20 protein-coding genes are annotated in these 19588 nt (G+C 68.7%); 13 read left to right on the top strand and 7 right to left on the bottom strand.

What is annotated here, in order from left to right:
* Window positions 1-801: 801 nt before the first annotated feature.
* The 6 genes from ACWGJY_RS07895 to ACWGJY_RS07870 all read left to right on the top strand — a co-directional run bounded on the left by ACWGJY_RS07895 (window position 802) and on the right by ACWGJY_RS07870 (window position 6358).
* A complete protein-coding gene (locus ACWGJY_RS07895; RefSeq protein ID WP_453259908.1) occupies window positions 802-1416 on the top strand; it encodes a nucleotide-binding protein in 615 nt (204 codons plus the stop codon).
* On the top strand, window positions 1413-1664 hold the full coding sequence (locus ACWGJY_RS07890; RefSeq protein WP_453259907.1) for a hypothetical protein: 252 nt from the start codon (window positions 1413-1415) through the stop codon (window positions 1662-1664). The genes ACWGJY_RS07895 and ACWGJY_RS07890 overlap by 4 nt, the downstream gene beginning before the upstream one ends.
* A gap of 1010 nt (window positions 1665-2674) precedes the next feature.
* Window positions 2675-3733 carry a D-alanyl-D-alanine carboxypeptidase family protein gene (locus tag ACWGJY_RS07885; protein WP_453259906.1) on the top strand — a complete coding sequence of 353 codons (1059 nt, stop codon included), beginning with the start codon at window positions 2675-2677 and terminating at the stop codon, window positions 3731-3733.
* A 549-nt stretch (window positions 3734-4282) separates the two neighbouring features.
* Window positions 4283-4678: a cytochrome P450 gene (locus ACWGJY_RS07880; RefSeq protein ID WP_453259995.1), complete on the top strand. Its 396-nt coding sequence runs from the start codon at window positions 4283-4285 to the stop codon at window positions 4676-4678.
* A 306-nt stretch (window positions 4679-4984) separates the two neighbouring features.
* Window positions 4985-5233 (top strand): hypothetical protein, encoded by a 249-nt coding sequence (locus tag ACWGJY_RS07875; RefSeq protein ID WP_453259905.1) that lies wholly within the window; start codon window positions 4985-4987, stop codon window positions 5231-5233.
* Window positions 5234-5500: 267 nt separating this feature from the next.
* Window positions 5501-6358, top strand: a complete 858-nt coding sequence (locus tag ACWGJY_RS07870; protein WP_453259904.1) for an alpha/beta hydrolase — start codon at window positions 5501-5503, stop codon at window positions 6356-6358.
* A 79-nt stretch (window positions 6359-6437) separates the two neighbouring features.
* On the opposite strand, the gene ACWGJY_RS07865 is transcribed toward ACWGJY_RS07870, so the two are convergent.
* The 7 genes from ACWGJY_RS07865 to ACWGJY_RS07835 are packed head-to-tail and all read right to left on the bottom strand — an operon-like array spanning window position 6438 to window position 12262.
* Window positions 6438-7277, bottom strand: a complete 840-nt coding sequence (locus ACWGJY_RS07865) for a class I SAM-dependent methyltransferase (RefSeq protein ID WP_453259903.1) — start codon at window positions 7275-7277, stop codon at window positions 6438-6440.
* Between the two features lie 42 nt (window positions 7278-7319).
* Complete coding sequence (locus ACWGJY_RS07860; RefSeq protein WP_453259902.1) at window positions 7320-8057, bottom strand: hypothetical protein; 738 nt, start codon at window positions 8055-8057, stop codon at window positions 7320-7322.
* 26 nt (window positions 8058-8083) lie between these two features.
* Window positions 8084-9079 (bottom strand): thymidylate synthase, encoded by a 996-nt coding sequence (locus ACWGJY_RS07855; RefSeq protein ID WP_453259901.1) that lies wholly within the window; start codon window positions 9077-9079, stop codon window positions 8084-8086.
* 9 nt (window positions 9080-9088) lie between these two features.
* A complete protein-coding gene (locus ACWGJY_RS07850) occupies window positions 9089-10336 on the bottom strand; it encodes an MFS transporter (RefSeq protein WP_453259900.1) in 1248 nt (415 codons plus the stop codon).
* Between the two features lie 8 nt (window positions 10337-10344).
* The gene (locus ACWGJY_RS07845; RefSeq protein WP_453259899.1) at window positions 10345-10917 is read right to left on the bottom strand and encodes a GNAT family N-acetyltransferase; all 573 of its coding nucleotides are present in this window, start codon (window positions 10915-10917) and stop codon (window positions 10345-10347) included.
* A gap of 30 nt (window positions 10918-10947) precedes the next feature.
* Entirely contained in the window at window positions 10948-11649 is a 702-nt protein-coding gene (locus ACWGJY_RS07840) for an aspartyl/asparaginyl beta-hydroxylase domain-containing protein (RefSeq protein ID WP_453259898.1), read from the bottom strand.
* Between the two features lie 55 nt (window positions 11650-11704).
* Window positions 11705-12262, bottom strand: coding sequence for a nucleoside 2-deoxyribosyltransferase (locus ACWGJY_RS07835; protein ID WP_453259897.1), 558 nt, complete (start codon window positions 12260-12262; stop codon window positions 11705-11707).
* Window positions 12263-12784: 522 nt separating this feature from the next.
* On the opposite strand from ACWGJY_RS07835, the gene ACWGJY_RS07830 reads away from it, so the two are divergent.
* The 7 genes from ACWGJY_RS07830 to ACWGJY_RS07800 all read left to right on the top strand — a co-directional run bounded on the left by ACWGJY_RS07830 (window position 12785) and on the right by ACWGJY_RS07800 (window position 19569).
* A complete protein-coding gene (locus tag ACWGJY_RS07830) occupies window positions 12785-13759 on the top strand; it encodes a radical SAM/SPASM domain-containing protein (RefSeq protein WP_453259896.1) in 975 nt (324 codons plus the stop codon).
* Complete coding sequence (locus ACWGJY_RS07825) at window positions 13756-14988, top strand: DegT/DnrJ/EryC1/StrS family aminotransferase (RefSeq protein ID WP_453259895.1); 1233 nt, start codon at window positions 13756-13758, stop codon at window positions 14986-14988. Before ACWGJY_RS07830 ends, ACWGJY_RS07825 begins: the two co-directional genes overlap by 4 nt.
* A complete protein-coding gene (locus ACWGJY_RS07820; RefSeq protein WP_453259894.1) occupies window positions 14985-16016 on the top strand; it encodes a methyltransferase domain-containing protein in 1032 nt (343 codons plus the stop codon). The genes ACWGJY_RS07825 and ACWGJY_RS07820 overlap by 4 nt, the downstream gene beginning before the upstream one ends.
* Entirely contained in the window at window positions 16013-17278 is a 1266-nt protein-coding gene (locus ACWGJY_RS07815; RefSeq protein ID WP_453259893.1) for a hydroxymethylcytosylglucuronate/cytosylglucuronate synthase, read from the top strand. The genes ACWGJY_RS07820 and ACWGJY_RS07815 overlap by 4 nt, the downstream gene beginning before the upstream one ends.
* Entirely contained in the window at window positions 17275-17919 is a 645-nt protein-coding gene (locus ACWGJY_RS07810; RefSeq protein WP_453259892.1) for a histidine phosphatase family protein, read from the top strand. The genes ACWGJY_RS07815 and ACWGJY_RS07810 overlap by 4 nt, the downstream gene beginning before the upstream one ends.
* A gap of 61 nt (window positions 17920-17980) precedes the next feature.
* Window positions 17981-18502: an AAA family ATPase gene (locus ACWGJY_RS07805; protein WP_453259891.1), complete on the top strand. Its 522-nt coding sequence runs from the start codon at window positions 17981-17983 to the stop codon at window positions 18500-18502.
* Window positions 18503-18522: 20 nt separating this feature from the next.
* Complete coding sequence (locus tag ACWGJY_RS07800) at window positions 18523-19569, top strand: GNAT family N-acetyltransferase (RefSeq protein WP_453259890.1); 1047 nt, start codon at window positions 18523-18525, stop codon at window positions 19567-19569.
* The last annotated feature ends 19 nt before the right edge of the window (window positions 19570-19588 follow it).

The raw sequence follows: 19588 nt of genomic DNA, 5'->3' as shown, positions 1-19588 counted from the left end.
GCCCAGACCGAAGGGCGGCGAAGCGCAGCTACGTTGGAAGCCGACCGCCGAGATTCACGCCGGCACAGTAGCCCCCGTGCCATGTAACCGAGGCCCAGCCCCATCGGGCGGGGCCTCGCCGCACACCGACCGCCCCGCGCCGTCTCCTTGTACCTGACGTGCATGTGAGGCGCCTCGGATCCGAAAGGGTCACCGAGAATCGTGCGAGTTGCCTTAACGGAGCTTCGCGGATACCAACATCGATAGTGTCAACCGTCAGGTGCGCTTGAGTTTCCTTGGCCAGTGAGCTTCGACCACAACGGCTGTGGGCGAAGTCGGGGCATGTTCTGGTGATGAGGGCGGTCTCCACCAGTCAGCGCATCACCCGCGGGCCACGCCGGCGCGACCGCGGTTCGCTGAGGGAACGCCTTGCAGGCGGTGGTCGGCGGTGATGCTGATTGTGCGCGCAGGGCGCTGTCTCCAGGCTTGCGGGTCACCGTCTCCCTGGTGAGCCGATCGAGGTTCGCGGCGGCCGAGACCGCGCCGTCCACTATCCGTGCTGATCCGCCAGGTTTCGTGGGCCGGCCGTGGTGGGGCCGAGCGGAGTACTCGGTTCGGACGGGATCGGGCCGAATGCCATCTGGCGCGCGGGCAAGAAGGGGTAGGCGATGCTGCACATGGTCGGCTGCGGCCACAACCGGGTGCCCGCCGTCTCCCACTCGCGTGCGGGTGGGTGAACCATGAAGCCACGCCCCCGTGTCGGCCGAAGCTGCACGATCGGGCCCGTTATTGTCAGCTCTTGTGCCATTGAGCTGTGCGTTTGTGAACCTCAAGCCCGGCGTCGGAAAGACGACGAGTGCTGTGTGGCTGGCCCATGCGCTTCATGAATCGGGACTGTCGCCCCTGCTGGTCGACGGTGACCCAGCTGCTTCCGCGCTGCGCTGGAGCGAGCTGGCCGGTGGCTTTCCGTTTCCGGTGGTCGCCCTGCCGGTGGGGGACGTCCACCGTCGCGTGAACGACTTCCTCGGCGACCGCCGGGCCGTCGTGCTCGATGCGCCCCAGCTGGAGGACCATCCCCGGATTGCCCGCAGCATTATGCGGTACGCCGGTGAGTGGATCGTTCCCGTGACTCCCGCTCCCATCGAACTGGACCGGATGGCACCCATCCGCGGCGAGATGGCGGACGTGCAGTCCCTGCGTGCTGAGCCGGCCCGCACGGCGGTCCTGCTCAATCGCACCAACCGTCCTGATGCCACGCGCACCGGGCCCGATGCCGATGCTCGCGAGGCACTCACCGAGCGGGGTTTCGAGGTGCTGGACACCCAGATCGCGCGGCTTGACCTGTACGCCCAGTCTTTCGGGAGCCCGGTCCAGGCCAAGGGCTCGGCGTATATGGACTTTGCAGGGGAACTGATCGAGCGTCAGGAAGAGGCATGAGCCAGCGCAGGGAAAACTACCGTGCCGCATTGCGGCGAGAGCAGGACGACGTCTCCGGACCCCGATCCACCAAGGTCACCACGCTGCAGAACAGGTACATCCGGGTGACCGTCGAGATGGATCCCGACCTGCAAGGCGATCTGATGCGATGGGTGGGCCGGCCGGTCTCCTCGGTAGCACTCGTCGGCGCGACCGTTCTGCACAGCCTGGTCGCCACCGTCGGCAGGGTGTCTCGGTCCGGAGGCTAGGCCGCTCCGCCGCGCCCCCGCTGACGCAGCCACGCAGGGCGGGTGCCCCCAGTCCGCCGCCCCCCACGGCGTCGACGAGCTTGCCGTACGTCGCCGGTACGCCTGCCAGCAGTGTGAACGGGCTTCGGGCTGGCGTGGTCACCCGGGAACGGCCGTCCTGGAAGGCGGTCTTGGTAACGAGACGCCGGGCATGCCCCCCGGAGCAGATCCATCTCGCTCGTGGTTGCCGGGCGGACTGGCTGCTGTGATGGGCATTGATCCGGCTGGTCCCGGATGAGCTGTACCCGTTTCGGCCATCGTGCCGGCCTCATGGCGGGTGGCCGTGGTCGGCACGATGACCGACAGGTGCGGGTGTGGTGATCCTGTTCGTCGCAATGACGAACTGACCTCACAGCGGACGCCTCGCAGCATCGTTGGTCACAGGACGGCACTCATGGCGCCGAGGTACGCATCTCGGCTAGCGTCCGGGTTGCCTTAACGGAGCTTCGCGGACTCCAACACGGACACCACGGATCGGCAGGTCCGGTTGAGTTTTTTTCGGGTAGGAGGCGGCGTCGACGGGGTGAAGTCCGGCCGCATCCGCGGCGAACCGTTGCAGCCCCTTCGAATGGCCGTCGGCGCTGCTCGTCTTGGCTACGAGAACCGATCAGTTGCGCGTCCGCTGTACCCGGCCGATCGGGCGGCAGGCGCGCGGCGGGCGCATCGGAGAACGGACCGACAAAGTGGGCCGAACGCACCGGAGTTGGCGGTCCTCGGGTGGACGGGGGCCAGGCAGCGCATCAGTAACTCAGGGGAGTTGGCCGGGTGCTGCACGCGAGTGTCCTCACTGGCCCCACCGGTCACCTGCACAACACCTCCACACAGGGGAACCCCGTTACACAGCTATGACATAGCCGACTTGACGATCACTGTCGTTGCGCAAGTAGATTCACCATGAACCAAGTAGGCTCGTCTTAAACCGATTTTCTCCTAACGCACCGGCGCCCCCTCGCCAGGAAAAGGAACGCCCCATGGGTTCCCACGCCCGTCCCAATCGCATACACCGCACCGGAGTCCGGATCGCGATGGTCGCACTTGTTGGTGCCGCCCTGCCGATCACCGCCGGCGGCCTCGCCCAGGCGGCCACCCCCGGCGCCACGCACTCCACAGACGAGAACGGCCAGCAGGGTAGCGACGCCACCACAACGGTCGCCCAGAACCAGGGCGTGCATCAGCCCTCTGCCCAGGCGGCACGGCACGCGGTCAAGGACAAGGCCGCGGATGCGCAGGACGTCAAGGACCAGGCTGCTCCCCAGGTCAAGGCCGACCACGCCTTCCTTCTGGACGCGCGTGACGGCAGCCAGGAGCGCGAGATGTGGGCCGGGGCCAAGGCGGACGAGAGCGTGCCGATGGCCAGCACCACCAAGATCATGACTGCCCTGGTGGTGCTCAAGCACCCGGAGTGGCTGAACCGGCAGGTCACGGTGAAGCAGGAGTACCGGGACTACGTCCAGAAGGCCGGCGGCAGCACCGCCGACCTCCAGACCGGCGACACGCTGACCGTCGAGCAGCTGATGCACGCCATGCTGATCCCGTCCGGCGACGACGCCGCGATGGCTCTGGCCGACAACTTCGGCTCCGGGGCCACCATGGACGCGCGGATCGCCGACTTCGTGAACCAGATGAACGTCGAGGCGCAGCAACTGAACCTGACCGGCACGCACTTCGACACCTTCGACGGCATCTCGCACGGCAACAACCACAGCACCGCCCGCGACCTGGCCAAGCTCGGCCAGCGCGCGATGCTGCAGCCGGTGTTCGCCGACATCGTGAAGAACAAGCAGTTCAAGACCGAGGCCCCGGCGGCCAACGGCCACACCCGGTACTACACCTGGAACAACACCAACGCGCTGCTCGGCACTTACGACGGCGCCCTGGGCATCAAGACGGGCAGCGGCCCGGAGGACGGCTACTGCCTCGTCTTCGCCGCCAAGCGGGACAACCGCACCCTGGTCGGCGCGATCCTCAAGGACGACAAGGGCCGCTTCGACGACGCCACCAAGATCCTCGACTGGGGCTTCGCCCACTGAGCAGGCAGCGTCCCCGGCGCCGGGCGGGTACCTCGCGCACCGCGCGCGGTACCCGCCCGGCTTCTGGCCCAGCCCACGCCACCGTCAACTGCGCAGGCCCGCCTCCGACGAGTTGAGCTGCGGTATTCGTGGAGCTGCCCTGGACGCCGGGCAGCGCCGGTAGCGCCGAGGCCGATCAGCACGGCGAACACGAGGCCGTCCTGCCGTCTGCAAACCGGGCCGCCCGCGAGGTGGGGCTGATGACGTGGCTGTTGCCCGGGGCTGTATGACCAGAGCGCCGAACCGTTCCGAGGCGCGAGCGGGACACACGGAAGGCAGCCTGACGGGCACAGCCGAGGTCAGGCGCTCCTCCACGGGGCCTTTCCTACTTCGCATACCTGGGGTAGGTCTGCGGGTGCCACTGTGGTCGCGCCACGGCTTCGCTCGCGGGTGAATGATCTGGCCCAGCAGATCCGGCACGTATGCGGCCTTCACTTCGGCCGGTGGACCGATCACGGCGTCGTGTGCGCTTCAGCTGGCGTCGGCGAGCTTCTACGACGGCCGTCTCTGATGCTGTGGGCGTGCCGGGCCGTTGGCGGTATCGCGGAGGCAGCTCGTCTCGCGGCGGGGGCCACGCCGTTCCACAGCCCGTATCTCCTCGGCCGACGCGGCGATCTCCAAGAACGCCCCGGTGTGTTCGCCCCCCACCGATGGGGCCAGGAAGGTGCCGCACCGCTCCGTGGCACCAAGGTGGCCTTCGGTGGCGGAGCCCGTAAGCGCATCGGTGACGACTTCGGGATGGCCATGGCCATCACCGCCCTGGCCACCGTCGCACAGCGGTGGGAACCGGAGCCCCTTCCCCACACCCGCGTCCGCCCGGTCCCACGAGCCGTCCTGGCCCCGCATGCCCTGCCCATGCGACCGCGGCACCGGCAGGACCTCTCCCACCGGACGGGGGCACCGTAGATTTTGCGGCCGCGGCCGCGGCCGCGGCATCGGATCGGAGCGGAGCGGGACCGGAGAACTTCCGGCAAGTGACGGTGCGACTCGGCCTGTGCTGGTCGGCACGTGACGGCCTGCCCTTGCGGGCAGGGTCCGCAGTGCGGCAGGGCACACTCACGGAAACGTCGCGACGCCGCGAACTTTTGCCGCAGGGGCCCCATCTCCTTTCATGAAGACGCGCGCAGAGCCGACGAGCGTGCCGGCCATGGCACTTCGAGGAGAGTTGCGCATGAGAAGCGCTGAAGACATCCCTGTCGCGTGGAGGAATTCATGAAGTTGTGGCGTTCCCGTATCGGTGTCGGTCTCGCAGTCGGTGCCGCAGCAGTCGCCATTCCGCTGTCCGCCACCGCCGCCTTCGCCGCCCCGCCCCCCGGCGGTGGCTGGACCGAGGCCGGTGCCGAGAGGTACCCCTCGAAGGCGGCGTGCGAAGCGTCGGAACTCCCGAATGCCCAGGCGAACGGGTACCACGAGGTGTGGTGCGACGACAGCAAGGCCATCATGCCCCTCTTCTACCGCTGACCGGTCTTTGCCCGGCGGGCGCTCGTCCCGCTGACACTGCGCCGAGAAAGCCCGCTGCCCCCGTGCGGCACATCGGGGGCACCGACTTTCCGCCCGGTCGAACGGCCGCAGTGTCTTGTCAGCCCCAAAGAACCATTTCCGCCGGAGATTTCGCGAGCGCGGCGGCGAGCCAGGAGAGTTCGGGAACCGCCGAGACGGCTGCCGCGGCGTTGCTATCGCCGTGCGCTGCACGGGGAAACCATCACCCCTACGAACGCAAGAGGAAGAATGAACGACTCCCTGCCCGTCGTCTTGGTACACGGTTTCTGGCACGGCAGCTGGTGCTGGAGCCCGGTGACCGAGCACCTGGCAGCCCGCGGTATCCATTCGGTCGCGGTCGATCTCGACGGACACGGACTGCGTGGGCCCGCACCTCGCTCCCGCTGGGCGCGGCCGTTCGACGCAACGTCGTTTGCCACGGAACCGTCGCCGGTGGCGACTGTCACCGCAACTTCCACGGCGGCTGTCCTCGCCGACCGGATACGGACGATCGGCGCCGGCCGGCCCTGTCTCGTGGTGGCGCACAGCATGGGCGGCGTGGTCGCCACCGCGTTGGCGGAACTCGCTCCGGAACTCGTGGGCGGACTGGTCTACGTCTCCGCGTTCGCCCCGGTCAACGGGGTGCCGGCGGCCTACTACACCACGTGCCCGGAGAGCACGGGTGAAAAGGTGAACCGGCTGATCGCAGCCGACCCGGCGGTGGTGGGCGCGGTGCGCATCGACACCGGTGACCCGGAGAGGCGCGATCAGATCAAGGAAGCCTTCTACAACGATGTCGATGACCGCACGGCGAATGCCGCGATCGCCCTGCTGAGCACGGACGGGCCGGTGGGAATCCCCGGTGAGCAACTGACCGTTACCCTGCAGCGCTACGGCAGTGTCCCGCACTCCTATGTGGTCTGCACCCGGGACAACGTTATTCCTGTGGCGCTGCAGCGCCGCTTCACCAAGGAGATCGACGCCGTGTCGAGTACCCCGACCGCCGTCACCGAACTCGACTCCTCCCACTCGCCCTTCCTGTCCCGGCCCGCCGCGCTCGCCGAAGCGATCGCGGCAGCTGAACGCGCCTGTCCACACGGGGCGTGACCGGTACCGCCCGGGTGCCGCGAAGGTTCGGGGGAGGTTACGGACCGTCCGGGCCCTGACGATCGGTGGGACAGCAGACCTATGGCCTCGTGGCACAGACACTGAAGAGGACCGGAAGGGGGTACTCCCAGAGCTGCAATCGCCAGAGTCCGTCGGTTCCCTGAGTGAGGACGCCCTCCCGGTCATTCCGTTCACTCGTCAGGTGTTCCTCCACGGAGTCGATCCGCAGACCGGCCGCTGCGCATGCGGACACCAGCTCGCCGAGGGAGTGGGACCACTGGACGGTCTCCCGGTTCTCCAACGGTTTGTCGGGGGCGGCGTAGCTCGTTGCGCTGGAGTAGCGGTGCGGCCCGTCGTCGGCGTATGGGGCGTCGACCACAAGGGGGCTGCGTTGCTCGATCATGCGCGCGAGGGGATGGAGATCGACGACGACGAGCCGGCCGCCCGGCCGCAGGGCCCGCCCGGCGCTGTGTGCCCAGGCCCGGAGGTCTCCGATCCAGGCGAACACTCCGTAGGAGGCCCATACGACGTCAAAGCGTCCCGCCAGGTCCGTGGGCAGGTCGAGGACGTCTGCGGTGATGAAGTCGGCGGCCAGGCCGGTGCGCCGGGCGAGTTCCCGTGCGCGCCCGATCGCCACCGGCGAGAAGTCCACTCCGGTGACGCGGGCGCCTCGTCGGGCCCAACTCAGGCTGTCGAGTCCGAAGTGGCACTGGAGATGGAGGAGGTCACGGCCATCGACGTCCCCGGCCAGTGCGAGATCCAGGTCCCGGAGCATGCTCCCGCCGGTGAGGAACCTCTCCGTGTCGTAGAACAACCGGTCCTGCCCATGGACCAGTGCGCGCTCGTCCCAGCTGCGCCGGTTGAGATTTCGTGCTTCGTCGCTGGGGATGACGTCCCTTTGCTCCGCGGCTCCCGACATGCCGGGAGCCTACCCCGCAGGAACCGGGTTCCGGCCGGATCCTCACGCGCCACTGCCCCATCCGGTGTGGCGCCATCCCGGGTAGAGCATGTCCATCATCTCGCCGCAGTGCGTCTCGAACGTCGCACACATGTCCGGCGTCCAGCCCTGCGCGCCGGTCGCCCGCCGCCCGGTGAGCACGGCGAACTTGGCCTTGCCGACCCGGTCGTGGTTCTTGCGTGGCAGCGGTCCGGCCAGCGGCGACAGCCCGAGTGCTGCGCACAGCCGGTTCCGCTCCGGTCCGGGGCCGAGGATGTCCTCCATGCGGACGACCGGCGCCTGCCAGTCCAGCAGTCTGCGGTAGGTCCATGACCAGAAGCGGCAGCACTTCTCGAAACGGCCGCCGGGGAAGTCGGGCTGCAGCCGGGACCAGTGCGTCTCGCGCGGCCGCACGGTCCAGTAGTACCAGCCGTCGTTCATCCCGGAGGCCACGGTTCTGCGGCCGTCCCGGCACAGGCCGACCAGCGGCACCCCGGGCAGTGGCCTGTCTTTGAGGAATACCAGGTACGGCGAGACCTCTATCACGGGTCCGATGCTGCGCAGCAGGGCGACGGAGCCGTCCTGGTCGCCGACGAGCAGCCGACGGACCAGCTCTTTTGCGTGCGACTCGTGCCGGGCCCGGACGCGGGTGCCCGCGCGGGAGACGGCCGTGCGGTCGAGGGCCGCGGCGAGCGAGGTCGTACCGCAGCGGCCGGAACCGGTGACGAAGCCGCGCGGCGGGAGACCCTGGTGACCGGCCATTCGCTCTCCTCCTCTCCGTCCGCGGTTCAGATCGCCGCGAGGAGACCGGCGACCTCAGGAGTGACCGCGGGGCTGTCGACGACGGTCTGGGCATCGCCGAGTTTGCGGTAGGCGAAGGTGGTGAGGCAGGCCCTGGCGACGTCGGTGAAGCCGAAGGAAGCCTTCGTGGCCGCGAAGCGGTCCACGGCCGCGCCGTCACCCGCGCCGACCGCCGCACGCAGCCCCCGTTCGAGGTCCACCAGCTCCCGTACGGCGGCGCGCACGGCGTCCGGGCCGCTGGGCAGAGCGGGCAGCTCCACCGGCGTCACCTGTTGTGAGATCAGCCTGCCGGCCAACTCGATCTCGTTCTCGTACACATGGAAGGTGCCGGACTGGTGGATGTAGGGACCGCAGCCGGCGTCCAGCAGGGCGGCGGCGACCTGGTGCATCACCATGAACAAGAAGGCGTCGTAGGGCAGCACGGTCAGGGCCTGCTGAGCCCGCATCACGGTGATCCAGGTGAGCGCGCCGTCACGCAGGAAGAGCTGGACGCCGGCGGCGCAAGGGTATTCGCGGGACTGAGTGAAGTTGTCCGCGGGGTCCAGGACGACTCCGAAGGTCCTGCGATGTGCCGGGTCACGCCGGATCCGCTCAATGATCGCTTCCAACTGGTTTCCCTCTGCCGCGGCGAGCAGCCGTCGGCCGAACGCCCCGCTCAGCGTGTGCTGGTCATCGGAGTATTCGTGGGCGCCGCGTCGGTAGTAGGCGGGTGTGCCGACATCGTCCCTGCCGTCCAGCGACCAGGCCGCCAGGCCGAAGCAGTAGGGGAGATGGACCGGAAGCAGGGGCGTCCAGGCCAGGCAGGACCGGGGCGAGCTGATGCGTAAGGTGTGCGCGAGCAGCTCACGGTAAGGCCTGTCCTTACTGCCGAAACCGGAAGCCTTGGAAAGCGGATCCTGCACGGACGGGACCTTGGCACCCTGGGACAGGATGCTCTCCAGCCCTCCGGCATAAGCCTGTGCGAACGTGTCGTAGGGGGACACCTATGCTCCTCAGCGGTTCGGGAACTGCCGGATCGAACGGGATGTGGTGGCGCACGCCATCATCGCGAGCGCGCCCACGGCTAGCGCCGCCCCGGTCGCGGGGGAGCCGCCCCAGGTCGCGAGCGCGCCCACGGCCGCCGGTGCCAACGGTGTGACGGCATTGCTGAGCAGGTTCACTGCCGAGTGCACACGGCCCTGCAACTCGTCGGGTGCGTGCGCTGTTTGATAGCCGAAAATGATGCTCTGCGTCGGCGCGATCGTCGTGGCCAGCACAAAGATCACGATGGCCACGGCCCATGGAGCCGAGCTGACGGCAAGGACGGCGAGCATCGGGGGCCACAGCCATCCCAGGGCGACCAGCAGGGCCCCGTCGCGGTACCTCGCGCGCAGCTTCGGCACGGCCAGTGCACCGGCGACCCCGCCGACCCCGCCGCAGGCCAGCAGCGTCCCGATGGCCACCGGTGTGACACCGGCGGTACGCAGACCGACGATGACCCCCAACGGTAGTGCCGCGATGATCGCGTTGATGCCGCAGAGGTAAGCCAGGCTCGCCCGGCCCGGCCGGTCCTGCCAGACCCACCGCATGCCCTGGAACAGTTCCGACGTGGTCAGCTGTACCGTGCGCTCCACGCCGGAGAGGTGGGTTCTGATGCCCAGCACGGTGGCGAGCGACACGAGGTAGGACCCGGTGTCGACGAAGAACGGTACCGGCGCTCCCAGCGAGAACAGGAACCCGCCTACAGGCGTTCCGGCGATCGTCGCGGCCTGAAGGTAGACCTGGTTGTGCGCGATCGCCTCGCTCAGCCGCGCGCGTGGGACGAGGTAGGGGAGCACCGCGCGTTCCGCGGAGAAGAAGAACACCGAGAACGCACCTTCGAGAAAGGCCGCCCCCAGGATGAGGGGATAGCCGGCCGTTCCGGTGAGGATCGCCGCGGCAAGGCCACCGGCCGTGACGGCCCGGCCGATGTCGCACCAGACCAGTACGCGCTTCCTGGAGCAGACATCGACCACCAGTCCCGCCACCAGGCGCAGCAGCAGCCGTGACCCCGTGCTCACCAGTCCGACCAGGCCGGCTTTGAAGGGGGTCCCGCCGAGCTGCAGCACCAGCAGGGGATAGGCCAGATCGCCGGCCGCCGAGCCCAGGCTGGAGACTCCCTGCCCGAACCACAGCAGCCAGAAGTCACGGCCGAACCGGGACCGATCCGGGCGGGCGCCGGGTGGTGCCGGGCCGGACAGCGGGACCGGGCTCTCACTCATCGCGGTGGTCAGGCCCGGGAGGTGTCCGACTGCTGGTGGAGCACCCGCATCCGCTCGGCGAACTCCTCGGCGAGGACGCCGTAGAGTACCGCGTCGACCGGGACCCCGTTGACCAGCCGGGCCTGGCGCGCGACCCCCTCCTGGACGGCGCCGGCCGCCTGGCACGCGGCGGCCGCGGGCAGGTTCTGGGCGAGGGCCCAGGCGTAGATGCGGCGCAGCCCCATGACGTGGAAGCCGAATTCCGCCATCAGCAGCGCGGCCTCGCGGCCGAGTCCCAGCCCCCGGTTGCTGACATCGCCCAGGGCCAGTGAGACCTCGGCCGATCTGTCCTCGGAGCCGGGACTGCGCAGCGCTCCGATTCCGAGGGCGGCGCCGTCCCCGGCCGAGCACAGCATGAAGGTTGCGTCGTCGTACGAGGGCTTTCCGTGCCTGTCGATCCAGTCCCGCCAGCCACCGCGGGACACCGGGTAGCGGTAGCCGAACATGTCACGGAAGTACTCCTCCTGGAACCACACATAGAGCACGTCCGCGTCCTCGGGTTCCAGAGCGCGTAAGGCAACCCGCTTTCCTGGTGTCACCACGAACTGTCCTCTCCTTGGGCGGCAGGGCCGCTACTTGCGTTCGAGCAACTGCGCGAACCGCCGCTCCCAGGCGTCCTGATTTCCCTTCGCCTCCTGGACGAACCGGCTCCGAGCGATCCCTTTGATCACCATGTCGTTGACCAGGGAGTACGGGAAAGCCATCGGCCGTACGACATCCATGAACAGCACGGCACGGTCCTCGTCGGTCCCGTTCCACGCCTCGTGCACATAGGTGTCGTCGAAGAACATCCCGGTTCCTTCCTGCCAGTGCGCCTCCTGTCCGCCGACGCGAATACCGCAGGAGTTCTCGGGAGACGGGATCTTCAGTGCGAGGTGATAGCGGACCACGCCTTTGTAGGGGCCGCGATGCGGTGGCACGCGTTTGTGGGGTCCGAGGACCGAGAAGAAAGCCGTTTTCAGACCGGGGATCCGGGCCAGCAGTTCAGCCGTCCGCGGGCATCGCTCGCAGTTGGCGTCGAACCGGAACCCGTAACCGTAGAAGAAATAGGTCTTCCATTGGTTGTCGTTGGTGATGCGGCGTTGATCGTTCGAGATGTCCTGAAAATTGGGCAGCGCGTCGCGGTACTCCAGCAGGGCGTCGAGTTCGGCCCTGATGTCGCGCCAGTTGTCTTCGAGTCCACGACTCCATGGAAACGCCGATTCCGGGATGAACGGGCTGTCATCGAAGCGGGAGTGGTGGACCATCCGCTTTTCGATCCACTTCACCAGCACGGGAAGAACTCTCGGCACCATCACACCCCTGCGTCCGTCAGTTCGTTTGCCGGTCTCAGGTACGTGGCATCGCAAACTCGGACCGGCCGCCGGCCGGGACGACCGGAGCGAGCAACTCGGCCGTGCAACGGTTGAGTTCGTCGGGGTCGAAGCTGCCGTTCCGGACGCCGACGTACCTGACCGGCGCAATGGTGTGCACCCCCGCGACGAGCGGGGGCACTTCCTGGCCCCGCTCGATGAGGAGGATCATGGGCTTGGCCATGGCCGACATCCAGCCGATCTCCACCATCGTGCCCGGAGAGGGCGGATCGCCGGGATACGCCACGAAGAGCACGGCTTTGCGCAGTGCGAGATAGTCCAGGCGGGTACACACATCCGGGGTCATGACCTCGGCTCCCCAAGCTTCCCGGCGGTGGGCATTGTCGACCTCGAACCCCAGCCCCGTGAAGTGATCGATAAGAGCGCTGTAGTTGTTGCGGTGCCGGTCGGGAAGAAGCCCCGTTGCCGGGTCGAGCAGCCCCTTGAAGGGCCCGCCGACGAAGACCAGAGGCTTGCCCCCGCCGGGGTGTAACGACTCGTCGGCGGACGGGGAAAGCGATTCGCGCCGGCTCATGGGGAGGTTCCCTCCGTCGTGGCTGTCGGTTGTGCCATGGATGCAGATTCCCCGCCCTCGCACGGGTGTTGACGACTCCGTGCACTGCACATGACGTCAGCCCTCCGGCGATTCCGACACCTGCAACAGGAATTTTCCGCGTCCATGACTAAGGTTTTGCACCCTCATTTGCCGGAACGTCACCAGCGTGTGAGTGGCGCGGGACAGGTGCCCTCCGGGGAACGTCCCGTCTTCGAATGCCCGACGCTCCGCCCGGTGCGGAAGGGGTGAATGGCGGATTCCACATACGATCCCCCGAGTTTTACTGATCATTACAGCAGATGGCGGGTGGCTGCCAGCTTCGAATGATCCGAAGTCCGTGTCAAGGCCGTCACCGGACGAGCCTGTCCGGTGAGGACGGTTGTGGGTGATTGGAAATCGCTGTTACCTTCGTCCCGGTGTCTGGTCGGCAGCAGTGACCGAGGACTTCGGTGATGAATTCTTCCTGCTGCTGAGAGGATCTTCGTGCCAGGGAGCCGAGACGTGGATGCACCACTTCCGTTAGCCGCACCACCCTCCATGGAACTGGTCTACTTCGGGCTGTTCGACAACTGCAATGCCCGCTGCAACATGTGTGAGTGCTGGCTCGCTCCGCGGACCGTTCTGCCACTCGCCCATTACCGGAAGGTGCTGACGGCAGTGCTGGCCCTGCGCCCAAGGGCGGTGCGCTTCACCGGCGGTGAACCACTGCTCTTCGCCGAGCTTCCGGAACTCGTCAGACAGGCCGCTGCGGACGGTGTTCGCGTCTCCGTCATCTCCAACGGGCGCATTCTCGGCCCGGTCAAAATCCGCGCCCTGCTCGATGGGGGATGCCAGGAGATCGTGCTGAGCGTGGATGCGCTGCGCGAGAAGCACGACCGGATACGGGACACTCCGGGGCTGTTCGACCATTGCATGGAGGCCATCGGGTACCTGCGCGAAGCGAAAATGGACTACGGAGTCAACACCGTGCTGCAGGCGCTGGGGGCGGACGACCTCGCATCGCTCGGCGAGACGCTCCGCGCGCGGCCCAACCCTCCGTCGTGGTGGCATCTCATCCCGGTCCGGGGAGAGGACGCGCTCCAGCCCAGTGCCGTGCAGCGGGCGCGCATGCGGGAGGTCATTCCGCGGCTCAGGGAACGGATGGCTTCGGCGGGAACCCGGATGGTCGTGGCCGATGACCCGTTTCTCGACGCCGGGCCCGAGCCGTGCACGGTGCCGGCGTTCACCTCGTATGTGCGCGGTGACACCGGCGACATCTTCGGATGCAACATGCTCGTCTACGCCGATCCCCCGCTCGGAAACGTCCTGCAGTGGCGTGCGCGGGACGCGTGGCACAGCCTGGAGGCACACGCTCTGCGGGCCCGCTGTGCCACCGGCACGAACAGGTCGTGCGCCCGTTGCGACCCGAGTTCCAGAGCGATGAACCACGTCCTGAGGGAATTAGCCGCTCCTGTCGCCCCCGAGGAATCACTGTGACCACCAACTTCAGGCCGGACTCCGGCATGCTCGCCATCAACGGCGGACCCCCGGTCCGCGCGAAGAAGAAGGCGGCGGACCCGGTCATCGTGGAGGCCGCCAAGGAAGAGGCCCTCGGCGTCCTGGACAGCGGCCGGCTCGCCAAGTTCTACGGCGGCACGAAGGTCGCCGAATTCGAGACGGCCTACGCCGCGTGGTTCGGCAGACGGTATGCCGTCGCGGTCAGCTCGGGGACCGCGAGCCTGCACGTTGCCTACCTCGCCGCCCGACTGCCCGAGCACAGCGAGGTGCTGGTCCCCGCCAACGCTTATGTATCCGCGCTGTCCGCGCTGATCCAGGCCGGCCTGGTCCCCGTGATCGTCGACATCGACCCGGCCCGCTGGGCGATGGATCCGGCCGACTGCGCCCGCAAGATCAGCGACCGCACGCGCGCGATCGTGCCGGTGCACATGTACGGCCAGCCCTGCCCGATGACCGAGCTGAGCACTCTGGCGCGGCAGCACGGACTCACCCTCATCGAAGACTGCGGCCAGGCGCACGGCGCCCTCTGGGGCGGCACGAAAACCGGCACGTTCGGTCTCGCCGCGGCCTTCAGCCTCTGCTGCCGCAAGCACATCGCGGTCGGCGAGGGCGGCATCGTGATCACCGACGACGAGCAGTTCGCCGACACCGCGCGGGCGCTGGCGCACAAGGGCAAGGGCACCGGATGGTTCGACTACCGGGAGATGGGCTTCAGCTACAACATGACGGAGATCCAGGCGGTGCTCGGCCGGTGGCAGCTGTCCGGGCTGGACACCGAGCTGCGGACCAGGGCCGCACTCGCCGAGCGGCTGCGCACCGGCCTCGCCGGCCTCGGACTGCGGTTCCCCGAGGTGGCTCCTGGCAGCACCCATGCGTACTTCAAGCAGAACGCCCTGCTGCCGGCCCGGCTCGCCCCGCACCGGAACGCCGTCGTGGACGCCGTCCGCGCCGAGAACGTCGGCTGCGACCCCTCCCACCCGCACCTGCTCGACATCGGCTGGATCCGTGAGCAGCGCCCCTCCCTCTACCGGGAGCTGCCGGCGGACCACCGTCCCGACCACGGCAGGGATACCGCGCCCGTCGCGCGGGACGTGCTGTCCCGGCAGATCTGCATCGAGATGGGGCCGGGCCTGGACGAAGAGGACATCGACTACACGATCAAGGCCATCCGGAAGGTGGTCACCACCTTCGAGCAGGAGGCCGTATGACCGTCGACGACACGGCCGGCACTCCCCGTGACGACAAGGCCGCCGCAGGCGACCTGCATCTCGGGCTGCGGGACGGCGAGGCTCCGCGGACGCGTGAGCAGGCGGCTGCGCTCGTCCGCGCCTCGCACCCCGCGCACTCGGACGTTGGCGCATGCGAGGCCTGTGGGTCCACGGACACCCGGCCGGCCACCTGGCGACGTGGCTTCCGCATCGCCGAGTGCCCGGCCTGCGGATTCCTCTGGGTCGATCCCATGCCGACCGCACAGGACATGTGGGTCTACTACAACAAGCGCACCTGGAAGCCTTACCCGCCCGAGGTGATCCGGAGCAAGTACGCACCGTCGGTGGCGGCGGTGCTGGCCAATGTCCCGCCCGGCCGGTCCGTCCTCGATGTCGGATGCGACCACGGGCACTTCGCGGCACTGCTGCGCGACCGCGGATACGACGCGGCCGGGGCGGACATCGACGGGCTCGCGCTGTCCTACGCCACCGGACACTACGGACTGACAGTCTATCAAGGAGACCTGCCCGACATTGATTTCGACCGGCGCTTCGACGCGGTGACCATCCTCAGCTCCCTCGAACACATGGTGAACCCCTACCAGGTCGTGCGGGCGGCAGCGCGGGTTCTGCGTCCCGGCGGCGTGCTGCTCATTTCGACACCGAGGGCCGACGGCCTCGTCCACGCCGTGAGCCGGAGAATTTTCGCCCCCGCGCTGCACGCCTGGGAGTTCCTCGCGCCCCCCAGCCACCTCACCTACTTCGGCCGGGGCTCGCTGCGCGCCATGCTCCGTCGCGCCGGATTCGGCACGGTCACCTTCAGCCACCAGGAACGCGACGCCGCCTACCGGGCGCGCGAACTGGCGGAGACGCTCGCGGAGTGCCCGGACGCGCCCGGCTGGGCCAGGGCCGCCTATCCGCTCCTGCGCCATCTGCGCACCCCCGCCCGTCTGCTGGACCTGGGGGACATGACGCTGTGCATCGGACGTATGCCGGGGCCCTCCGCACCGCGCACGGGAGGTTCATGACCATGGCGAGCGACGACGGGCCGGCCCCGGCCCCGGCCCTGGCGTCTAGGCGTGACGTCCCGGCACCGCCCGGCGCCGCCCGCTTCACGGTCGTCTTCCGCGGGCACGACTTCGGCTGGGGGAGTGCCGGAAAGCTGCACGCCGTCCTGACCGAACTCACGGCCCGAACCACGCACCCGCCGCGGCTCGTCGGGGTCGGCACGAGGCTCGGCCGGGCCCTGCTCGCGAAGCTGCCCGTGGAGACGTGGTACGACCAGTGGCCGAGCACCACCGGCGAACTGCGGAAGCTGCTGCGACGGCACGAGGTGACCGCCGCTCTGGTCGTACTGGACTCGGAGTTCGCTGCGGCCCTGCTCGCGGCGGGCTGTCCCACGGTCTTCGTGGACAGCCTGCCCTACCTGTGGACCGGCAGCGACACGATCCCCCACGATGCGACCCGCTACTGCGCCCAGTTGTGCGAGTCCCTGCCCCGGAGCTGTTGGGAGCCGCTGCGCAGAATAGAGCGGCTGACGTGGACCGAGGCCATCCTCAGCGCTCCGGTGCCCACCCGCCCGGCGGGCACGCCGGGCCTGGCGGTGCTCAACTTCGGCGGGCTGCATTCGCCCTTCAGCGAGGGCAGCGCGCACGCCTACCCCCGGCTGGTGGTGGAACCGGCCGTCCGGGCGCTGTCCGACGCCGGATTCCGCACCGTGGAGATCTGCGGGAACGTCGACACCGCCATGCTTCCGGAGCAGGACATCCTCCCCGCCGGTGTCGCGGTGAGCGTCGGCCCGCGCTCCCACGAGGAGTTCCTGGACCTGCTCGACCGGGCTCAGCTGCTGGTGACCTCGCCGGGCCTGACCACACTGCTGGAGGCAGCCCAGCGGCGCCTGCCGACTGTGTGCCTCCCGCCGCAGAACGTCAGCCAGATCCTCAACGGAGACCGCTTCGCCGCGGCGGTCGGCGCGGTCTGCCGGGTGCCGTGGCCGTCGGAGGTCCTCGCCCCCGGGCAGGTCGACGCCGTACGCGCACAGGGCGAACACGCGGCCCTGTCGGTCGTCTACGGGGCGATCGAGCGCGCTGCGCGACAGGCGGACTCCTGGGTGCGGCAACGCCTGCAGCGGGACATCGGCACCGCCATCGGGCATTCCCGCCGGGTACCGGACTGGGGCGTCCTGCTCGGCCGGACGGGCGGCCGCGGAGCACACCAGGTGGTACAGCGCCTCACCGAAGTGCTCACGGAGCACGCCCCGCCGGCGCCGGTGAGCCGGAGGGCCGGATGATCCTGGCCTTCCTCAGACACACCGCGGCGATCAGCTCCTCGGAGGTCTACCTGCCCGACGACCGCCGGGTTCTGACCGGGAGGGGGCGGGCGCACGCCGCCGCCCTGCGTCCCGTCCTGCGACGCTTCGAGCCCGATGCCGTCTGGTGTTCCCCGCTGCGTCGCGCGGTGGAGACCTGGACGCTCGCCGGCACCGGGCTCGCCCTCGACGCCCGTCTGCACGGAGACCTGGCGGAGCGCTCGTTCCCCTCCCTGGCGGGCCTCACACTGCCGCAGATCGCCGCGCGGATCGGGCCGGAACAGACGGCGCTGGCACGCGTCTCGACCGACCTGGTCGATCCTCCCGGGGAGGACTCGGTGCGCGCGGCGAGCCGGCGCTTCGTCGCGGCGATGACGTCGGTGGCACGGGAGGCCGCGGTGCTCGGTGCGGAGCGGGTGCTCGTCGTCTCGCACGGCGGCCCGTCGAGCTGGTTGCTGTGCCATCTGCTCGGCGTGCCCCTGGAACGCAACCGGGTCTTCCGACACGATCAGGGGTGCTTCCACGTGCTGGAAGTGGACGAAAACCTGTCACTGGCGAAGGCAATTGCCCTGAACACCGCACAACTGCCGGAACCCAGAGGTGTTCCCGAGCCACCGGGATGACGGGACAGCCCTTGGCGGCGCGGCTACCTTCTCATGGCATCGACGATTGGAATGTCAGCGCATGGCACATGTGCCCGTCATCGTGATTACCGGGCCTTCCGGAACCGGGAAGACCGTCACCTGCTGGGAGATCCGCGAAATCCTGAGGGAACGCGATGTCGCCCACGCCCTGATCGACATGGACAACATCCGCTGGTGTCACGTTCCCGGCTCCCGCGACCGTTTCAACCGGGTACTCGGCGCCAAGAACCTCGCAGCGCTGTGGGCCAACTTCCGCGAAGCCGGCGCCGGCCGGCTCGTCCTGAGCGGAATCGTGGAGACCGACGAGGACATCCGGCTCATCGAAGAAGCGGTGCCCGGCGCCGACATCACGGTCTACCGGCTGCATGTGGACGAGGTCACGCTGGAAGGCCGTATGCGTCAAAGGGAGCGCGGCCGGGGACTCGCCCGCAACCTCGCCAGGGCGAAGGAACTCACCGACATCATGGCCCGCAACGGGATCGGCGACCATCTGATCGACGCGGACCGCGAACTTGACGACATCGCTCAGGAAATCGTCGGCCTGAGCGGCTGGCTGTCCTGACGCCACCGCGGGAGCGTGCGATGAAAGTGAGCCTGCTCGTGACGCCCGAGGCGATCCTCGGACTGCTGTGCTCGTCCGAGGTGAACGACCTGTGGTCGGGCGGCGCGCACCTGCCGTACTGGCAGCCGGCCGCCCTCGCCGCGCGCCTCGAAGCCGTCGGGCGCAATGAGGTGGCGCTGTTGGTCATCGAGGGGGACGGCGGACTGTCCGTCGGTGTCCTGCGGCACCGGCGGAACGGCGTCATCAGCACGCTCATACCCCGCGAGCCTTTTCTGTCCAACCAGCCCTTCCACGACGCGGACCTGCTGCGCGCGCAGCTGCTCCGGGCCGTGGAGACAATCGGCGCCAAGGCCGTTCATCTGCACGAGACGGAACGGGACGCCCCGGTCATCAGGAGCCTGGCCCATCAGCCGGACACCGCCGTGGTTGCACGTCTGCCGAATCCGGTCATGGACTGGCAGGACAACGGCGAGGGAATGCTGCTCGGAGCACAACGGCATTTCGGCCGGACATTCTGGCGCCGGGTCCGGCGCTGGGACCGTGCATTCGAGGTGACCACGGTTCGTGACGATGCCGCGATCGACGTGGTGGAGTACCTGGAGCAACGGTCCTGGAAAGCGCGCCAGGGCACCCGTCTCGACCAGGGGGAGCTGGCGTTCTACCGCTCGCTGCTGAGGCGGGACGACTGCCTGCTCACCCTCGCGACGGCCGGGGGCGAACCGGCCGCGTACTTCCTGGAAATGCGTGTCGGCGACGTGGTCTACGGCATGCAGAGTTCCTACGCCGAGAGCTTCGCCAGGCTCTCTCCCGGCGCGTTCCTGACCACCATCGGACTCCACCGCCGGTGGCACGCCAGCGGTATCGCGACCTACGACTTGCTCGGTGGCAGCGGGCCGCTCAAGGACGCCCTCGCCTCGCGCGCGATCCCGCGTGTCGACGTGGCCTGGCCGGTCTGCGCGGCCACCAGGGACCTGCTCGGCGAGCGCGTCAGGTTCGACCGCCACCGGACAGCGGCGTCGGAGCGCGGACGGGGCGCGCGTCATGTCGCCGCCACCTACGACAGCTGAGAGGCGGAGGTCTTTCCTG

The sequence above is a fragment of the Streptomyces sp. NPDC054765 genome, from assembly GCF_053612065.1.
The sequence above is the reverse complement of the archived record's forward strand: the minus strand, read 5'-3'. Positions and strand labels throughout refer to the sequence as shown.

Bases quoted from the DNA above. Each gene is read 5' to 3' on its own strand.
- ACWGJY_RS07870 (WP_453259904.1), top strand. From the start codon at position 5,501: ATGAACGACTCCCTGCCCGTCGTCTTGGTACACGGTTTCTGGCACGGC.
- ACWGJY_RS07880 (WP_453259995.1), top strand. From the start codon at position 4,283: ATGCTGTGGGCGTGCCGGGCCGTTGGCGGTATCGCGGAGGCAGCTCGT.
- ACWGJY_RS07865 (WP_453259903.1), bottom strand. From the start codon at position 7,277: ATGTCGGGAGCCGCGGAGCAAAGGGACGTCATCCCCAGCGACGAAGCA.
- ACWGJY_RS07850 (WP_453259900.1), bottom strand. From the start codon at position 10,336: ATGAGTGAGAGCCCGGTCCCGCTGTCCGGCCCGGCACCACCCGGCGCC.
- ACWGJY_RS07835 (WP_453259897.1), bottom strand. From the start codon at position 12,262: ATGAGCCGGCGCGAATCGCTTTCCCCGTCCGCCGACGAGTCGTTACAC.
- ACWGJY_RS07890 (WP_453259907.1), top strand. From the start codon at position 1,413: ATGAGCCAGCGCAGGGAAAACTACCGTGCCGCATTGCGGCGAGAGCAG.
- ACWGJY_RS07815 (WP_453259893.1), top strand. From the start codon at position 16,013: ATGACCATGGCGAGCGACGACGGGCCGGCCCCGGCCCCGGCCCTGGCG.
- ACWGJY_RS07860 (WP_453259902.1), bottom strand. From the start codon at position 8,057: ATGGCCGGTCACCAGGGTCTCCCGCCGCGCGGCTTCGTCACCGGTTCC.
- ACWGJY_RS07885 (WP_453259906.1), top strand. From the start codon at position 2,675: ATGGGTTCCCACGCCCGTCCCAATCGCATACACCGCACCGGAGTCCGG.
- ACWGJY_RS07810 (WP_453259892.1), top strand. From the start codon at position 17,275: ATGATCCTGGCCTTCCTCAGACACACCGCGGCGATCAGCTCCTCGGAG.
- ACWGJY_RS07875 (WP_453259905.1), top strand. From the start codon at position 4,985: ATGAAGTTGTGGCGTTCCCGTATCGGTGTCGGTCTCGCAGTCGGTGCC.
- ACWGJY_RS07805 (WP_453259891.1), top strand. From the start codon at position 17,981: ATGGCACATGTGCCCGTCATCGTGATTACCGGGCCTTCCGGAACCGGG.
- ACWGJY_RS07800 (WP_453259890.1), top strand. From the start codon at position 18,523: ATGAAAGTGAGCCTGCTCGTGACGCCCGAGGCGATCCTCGGACTGCTG.
- ACWGJY_RS07820 (WP_453259894.1), top strand. From the start codon at position 14,985: ATGACCGTCGACGACACGGCCGGCACTCCCCGTGACGACAAGGCCGCC.